This is a genomic window from Roseitalea sp., from assembly GCF_984466335.1.
On record NZ_CFIFWG010000182.1, the window covers coordinates 1 to 5,566 of the forward strand.

Annotated in this window: 7 protein-coding genes; 1 reads left to right on the forward strand and 6 read right to left on the reverse strand. The window is 67.2% G+C overall.

Annotation, left to right across the window (positions count from 1 at the left end; translation table 11 throughout):
• The first annotated feature begins 182 nt into the window (after positions 1 to 182).
• Complete coding sequence (gene ttcA / locus AC5E6L_RS13615; RefSeq protein WP_491773993.1) at positions 183 to 1,067, forward strand: tRNA 2-thiocytidine(32) synthetase TtcA; 885 nt, start codon at positions 183 to 185, stop codon at positions 1,065 to 1,067.
• Here ttcA and AC5E6L_RS13620 read toward each other — a convergent pair.
• The 6 genes from AC5E6L_RS13620 to AC5E6L_RS13645 all read right to left on the reverse strand — a co-directional run.
• Positions 1,055 to 2,335, reverse strand: coding sequence for a multidrug effflux MFS transporter (locus AC5E6L_RS13620; RefSeq protein WP_491773995.1), 1,281 nt, complete (start codon positions 2,333 to 2,335; stop codon positions 1,055 to 1,057). The two genes, ttcA and AC5E6L_RS13620, sit on opposite strands and share 13 nt — an antisense overlap.
• A complete protein-coding gene (locus AC5E6L_RS13625; RefSeq protein WP_491229128.1) occupies positions 2,332 to 2,817 on the reverse strand; it encodes a YtoQ family protein in 486 nt (161 codons plus the stop codon). The genes AC5E6L_RS13620 and AC5E6L_RS13625 overlap by 4 nt, the downstream gene beginning before the upstream one ends.
• Positions 2,818 to 2,919: 102 nt before the next feature.
• Positions 2,920 to 3,426 carry a DinB family protein gene (locus tag AC5E6L_RS13630; RefSeq protein WP_491229127.1) on the reverse strand — a complete coding sequence of 169 codons (507 nt, stop codon included), beginning with the start codon at positions 3,424 to 3,426 and terminating at the stop codon, positions 2,920 to 2,922.
• A gap of 9 nt (positions 3,427 to 3,435) precedes the next feature.
• Positions 3,436 to 3,771 (reverse strand): Grx4 family monothiol glutaredoxin, encoded by a 336-nt coding sequence (grxD, locus tag AC5E6L_RS13635; protein ID WP_491229126.1) that lies wholly within the window; start codon positions 3,769 to 3,771, stop codon positions 3,436 to 3,438.
• A gap of 127 nt (positions 3,772 to 3,898) precedes the next feature.
• Positions 3,899 to 4,132, reverse strand: a complete 234-nt coding sequence (locus AC5E6L_RS13640) for a BolA/IbaG family iron-sulfur metabolism protein (protein WP_491229125.1) — start codon at positions 4,130 to 4,132, stop codon at positions 3,899 to 3,901.
• On the reverse strand, positions 4,123 to 5,566 hold a 1,444-nt coding region (locus AC5E6L_RS13645), incomplete at its 5' end, for an AIR synthase-related protein (RefSeq protein WP_491773998.1). The genes AC5E6L_RS13645 and AC5E6L_RS13640, both read right to left, overlap by 10 nt.

The following is a 5,566-nucleotide window of genomic DNA, read 5'->3' on the forward strand; positions in this document are numbered from 1 at the left end:
ATGCTGCTTGTCTGCATGGACCCGGCCTGCCTGGACGCCTGGCGAGACGATGGGCACTGGCGGATCGAACCGCTGGGCCGCGCGCAGGTTCCGGCCGTCCCTGGCGCCGGCGGGCCGCGTTCGTATAGTGTGCATGCCTGGCGGGCCGTTCTCGCCGCAGGCCAATGACAGGTCCTCGTCCGATGCCAGAAACCGCGCTCACAACCGATCCCCAAATCCTGGAGAAAGTCCGGGAGCAAGTCCGCGAGCCGGCCGCGCACGCCTTGTTTGCCCAAGCGCCCTCCTCGGTCGGCTTCGGCAAGCTGCGCAAGCGCCTGTTGCGCAATGTGCGCCAGGCGCTGGACGATTTTTCCATGGTCCGGCCGGGCGCGCGCTGGCTTGTGGCGCTGTCCGGCGGCAAGGATTCCTATGGCCTGCTCGCCTGCCTGATCGACCTTAAATGGCGCGGGCTTCTTCCGGTCGAGCTGCTGGCCTGCAATCTCGATCAGGGTCAGCCCGGCTTCCCCCGTCATGTTCTGCCCGAATGGCTCGACCGGTACGGCATCGCGCACCGGATCGAGTATCGGGACACCTATTCGATCGTCACCGACAAGGTGCCCGAAAACCGGACCTACTGCGCCCTTTGCTCGCGGCTGCGGCGCGGTCATCTCTATCGGATCGCGCGCGAGGAGGGCTGTTCGGCGCTGGTTCTGGGCCATCACCGCGAGGACATGCTCGAAACCTTCTTCATGAACCTGTTCCATGGCGGGCGGCTTGCGGCGATGGCGCCCAGGCTCCTGAACGATGAAGGCGATGTCGAGGTGTTGCGGCCTCTGGTCTGGTGCGCCGAGGCCGACCTTCAAAGGTTCGCCGAGGCGATGCGGTTTCCGATCATCCCGTGCGATCTGTGCGGCTCGCAGGACGGGCTTCAGCGCAACGCGATGAAGGCGATGCTGGCGCAGATGGAGGCGGGGATGCCCGGTCGCAAGGACACGATGATCCGGGCGCTTGCCAATGTGCGGCCGAGCCATCTGCTCGATCCCCGACTGTTCGACTTCGCCGCCCTGTCCGGCGGTCAGGCATCCTGATCGCGCGGGGCGGTGAACAGCCTGCCGCGCTCGGTGACGAGCACGATGGCCAGCGCCGTCAGGCCGAACAGGAAATAGGCCGCCGCCAGCGGCACGATGGTGCCGTCGAACGCCTGGCCCGTCAGCGTGCCCAGCAGCGCGCCGCCGGTGAACGAGATCGTGCCCAGCACCGACGAGGCCGCGCCGGCCACATGGCCGAGCTGCTCCATGGCGAGCGCGTTGAAATTGCCGGCGATGAACCCGAACGACATCATGATCACGCTGATCAGGCCGATGGTGAGCCAGAAGGGCGGAACCGTCCACAGGCCGAGCAGCAGCAGCAGGCCACCGAACATGGTGAAGCTCAAAAGCGCGCCGTGCGAGATGCGCCGCATGCCGAGCCGGCGGACGAGGCCGGCATTGCCCAGGCTGGCCACCGCCATCGCGCCGGCGCAGGCCGCAAAGATCGCCGCAAGCCAGTCGCCGAGGCCGTAGATGGTCTCGACGATCTGCTGGATCGAGACGATGAAGGCGAACAGGCCGCCGAAAAACAAGGTGACGGCCAGCGTGTAGCCGAGCGCGATCCGATTGGTCAGGATTTCGCCGAAGGCGGCATGGATGCTGCGGACATCGAGGGGCCGTCGTCCGGTCGGCGGCAGGGTCTCGGCCATGCGCGTGCCGGACCAGACGGCGAGCGCGGCGCCCGAAATCCCCAGCACCGCGAACAGCCAGTGCCAGTCGGTGATCGCGATGACCGCCTGACCGATCGCCGGCGCGACGATCGGCACCAGCATGAAGACGGTGAAGACATAGGACATCACGCGCGCCATTTCGCGGCCGGCAAAGCAATCGCGCACGATTGCGTTCGTGGTGATGCGCACGGCCGCCGCGCCGATCCCTTGCGCTGCGCGGCAGGCGAGCAGCGCCCACCAGCTTTCCGTCACCGCCGCGCCCAACGAGGCGATGACGAAGAAGACCAGCCCGCCGAGCAGGACGGGCTTGCGCCCGAACCGGTCGGACAAGGGGCCGAAAACGATCTGCGCGGGCCCGAACGCAAGCACGAAGGCGATCAGCACGAATTGCCGGTCGTTCTCGTCGGCGAGCGCGAAATCGGCACCGATGACCGGCAGGGCGGGCAGCATGGAATCGATCGAAAAGGCGATGATGGATGTCAGCGCGGCGATCAGCACGATGAACTCGCGCATGCCGATGCCCGCCTTGAGCGGTTCGGGCGAGGCGCCGGGCGCGAGGCGCGTGCCGGTCGTCGGCGCGTCCGCGGCGCCGCTCACTGCCGCCCCGTAAGGGCGCGGTCCGTGTAGCCTGGCAGATCGCCGTTGATCACATAGGCGAGGATCGCCACGACCTGCTGCGGCGTGCTGGTGACCGCGAGCGCTGCGGCGTTGACTTCCTTGAGCGCGTGGGCGTGCTCGTCCTGGTGCATGACGATCAGCGGCTTGCCGAGCGCTGCGGCATGGCCGGCGTCGAAGGCCGCGTTCCACTGGCGGTACTTGTCGCCGAAGCGCACGACCACGATATCGGCCCTTTCCAGAAGCGTGCGCGTGCGGATGGCGTTCATCCGCGCGCCCTTGTGGTCGTGCCAGACCTTGTCCGTCTCGGCGCCCAGGATCGCCACGCCGCAATCGTCGGACGCTTCATGGTGTGTCACCGGCGCGGTGAAGGCGACGGGCAGGCCGGCGCTGGCCGCGCCCCGTTCGATCCGTTCGCGCCAGTCGGTGTGGATCTCGCCGGAAAGATAGACGGTCCAGGTCATCGCATCGTCTCCCAAGGTGTCGCCGGCCCGTGTACCGCGTGGGCCGCCGCGGCGAAAGCCGTTTGGGCCGACACGGCTATGCGGGGCGCGCCGGCCGGCGCTTCACGCCGGATCGGGCATCATGAACAGGTCGGTGTCATCGGGCCGTGCGCCGGAGGCGGTCAGCATGGCGTGGATCTGGCCGCGATGGTGGGTCTGGTGGTTGAAGAAATGGATGACGAGCAGCCATGCGGGCTTCGTAACCCGGCGGTCGGCCGCCCCCGACCACCAGGTCAGATCGCCTTCGAGCCAGTGCGGATCGAGCGTCCGCGTCCAGTCGACGATCACCGCGTCAAAGCGCGCCCGCTCGGCGACGAAGTCGGCCCAATCGGCGATCAGGCCGGTCGAGGTCGCGATGCCGCCATCGGGCTTGGGTGTCCCCGCAAAGCGATGCATCCAGGTCCGATCGCCCCAGTGGATGTGCGAGAACGTGCCTTCGATCGAGCCGAAAAAGGCGCCGCGATCGGCGCGGCGCTCCTCGTCCGCCAGTCCGCTGGCGGCTTCGATAAGGCTCGCATTCTGCCATCGATTGTAGCGCGCCATGAGGCGAGCATGGCTGACCGTGATCACGGCGCCGGTTCATGCGGCGCCCTTGACCGCGACCCCCTTTTCCTCGAAGTGGCCTTGCAGTTCGCCGGCCTGGAACATTTCGCGGATGATGTCGCAGCCGCCGACGAACTCTCCCTTGACGTAGAGCTGCGGGATGGTCGGCCAGTTCGAATAGGTCTTGATTCCCTCGCGCAGATCGTCGTCGGCGAGCACGTTCACGCCCTTGTAGTCGACGCCCAGATAGTCGAGGATCTGCACGACCTGGCCGGAGAATCCGCATTGCGGAAAGCCCGGCGTGCCCTTCATGAAGAGCACCACCTCGTTGCCCTTGACCTCACTGTCGATGAATTCGTTCATTCCTGCCATTTCATCGCCCTTTCGCATCCGGGTTCAAGGCCCGGCGGTTGGAAGCTGGAAGCACGCGATCGCGTATGCACATTAGTAGGAAGCGGCGCGCCCGGACACAAGGCCGTCCGCACGCCGCGCGCGGCGTTCACCCCGGCGCCGAGGTCTGCAAGGCGAGCGCGTGCAGGACGCCGCCCATGTTTCCCTGGAGCGCCTGATAGACCATCTGGTGCTGCTGGACGCGCGTCTTGCCGCGAAAGCTTTCCGAGACCACCTCGGCCGCGTAATGGTCGCCGTCGCCGGCCAGATCGCGGATCGTCACCTGGGCGTCCGGGATCGCCTGCTTGATCATGCGTTCGATGTCGGCTGCGTTCATCGGCATTGCGGCGTCTCCTGTGGGGTGGCATCGGCGCGCGCCGGGCCGGCCATATAGTCCGGCAGCCAGCCTTCGTGCGCGCGATGCATCTGCTGCAAGGATATGGAAGCGGACACGGCGCCGGTCAATGAAAACCGGTCGCCTGCGACGGTCCCGATCCGCCGGAAGGGGATGCCGGCGCCTTCGGCGTTGAGCGCGAAGAAGGTGGCGCTGTCGCCGGGCACCGTGACCACGTAGCGGCCCTGATCCTCGCCGAACAGCAGCGCATGGGCCGGCTGCGTGTCGCCGGTCTCGACCGACATGCCGTGGCTGGACGCCAGACACATTTCGGCGAGCGCGATCGCCAAGCCGCCCGAGGAGACGTCGTGGCAGGCCGTCACCTGGCCGTTCTGGATCGCCGAGCGGACGAAATCGCCATTGCGCTTTTCGCAATACAGATCGACCGGCGGCGGCGGGCCGTCGGCGCGGTCATGGACGATGCGCGCGAACGCGGACTGGCCAAGGTGTGTCCCGTCTCCGCCCAGCACGAAGACCGCATCGCCCGGCTGCATCGTGCTCATGCGCGCCATCTGCGCCCGATCGGCGATCAGTCCGACCCCGGCGATGGTCGGCGTCGGCAGGATCGCCTCGCCATGGGTCTCGTTGTAGAGCGACACATTGCCCGACACGATCGGAAAGCCCAGTGCCGCGCACGCCTCTCCGATCCCCTCGACCGCCTTGACGAACTGGCCCATGATCTCGGGACGTTCCGGGTTGCCGAAATTGAGATTGTCGGTGGCCGCCAGCGGCTCGGCGCCGGTGGCGGTGATGTTGCGCCAGCATTCGGCGACCGCCTGCTTGCCGCCCTCGAACGGATCGGCCTCGACATAGCGCGGCGTAACGTCCGATGAGAAGGCGAGCGCCTTGGTGTCGTGCCCGTCGACGCGGACGACGCCGGCGTCTCCGCCGGGAACTTGCAACGTGTTCGAACCGATCAGCGTGTCGTACTGCTCCCACACCCAGCGGCGCGAGGACAGGTTCGGCGCGCCGAGCATGGCAAGGATCGCGTCCGCGTAATCGTCCGGTCCGGGCACCGAGGCATGGTCCCAATCGTGATAGACGCCCGGCTCGACCCAGGGGCGGTCATATTCCGGCGCCTCGTCGCCGAGCGCCTTGATCGGCAGGTCGGCGACCTCTTCGCCCCGATGGATGACGCGGAAGCGCAGATCGTCGGTCGTTTTGCCCACGACGGCGAAATCGAGGCCCCATTTGACGAAGATCGCCTCGGCCTCGGCCCGCTTTTGCGGGTCGAGCACCATCAGCATGCGCTCCTGGCTTTCCGACAGCATCATCTCATAGGCGCTCATCGCCTCCTCGCGCACGGGCACGCGGTCGAGATCGAGTTCGACGCCAAGGTCGCCCTTGGCGCCCATCTCCACCGCCGAGCAGGTCAGGCCCGCC